Below are 403 nucleotides of genomic sequence, written 5' to 3'. Positions count from 1 at the left end.
TGCTCATTGCCGATGTGGACCGGTCCACGTTGGACAAGCTGGTCATGTGGCCCATGCAGGCCGAAATGTCGCTCTCCTACGTCCGGCTGATGTGGGGCGTGCTGGTGGTTGCGTTCCGACAGGCCGAAAAGCTGCGCCTGATCGCCCAGAATCCAGTCGCCGGTTTCAAGTTCACCGATTTCACCAAGGCCCGCATCCTTCCGAAACCATCGCGCCTGCGGGCCGTTCAGCTGGAAGAGGTGCTTGGTGACCTTGCTGTGGGCTGGCGAGACAAGGCAGGCCCGGTGGTCGCACCTCACTCTGGGTGAGCAGGGCGAGTGGTTCATTCCTGCCGAGAACACCAAGACCCGCTGTGAGCATCGCTTACCGCTGACCCATCAGGCCTGCGCGCTGCTGGAGCGCT

At 62.5% G+C, this 403-nt stretch carries 1 pseudogene; it reads left to right on the top strand.

The features are described 5' to 3' along the window. Window positions 1–403 (top strand): annotated as a pseudogene (locus tag AO388_RS05750) (tyrosine-type recombinase/integrase); the annotation flags it as partial.

This window comes from Pseudomonas sp. ICMP 10191, from assembly GCF_001467335.1.
GTDB classification, from domain to species: domain Bacteria; phylum Pseudomonadota; class Gammaproteobacteria; order Pseudomonadales; family Pseudomonadaceae; genus Aquipseudomonas; species Aquipseudomonas cerasi.
Note: the sequence above shows the minus strand (reverse complement) of the source record. Positions and strands in the feature narration are given on the sequence as shown.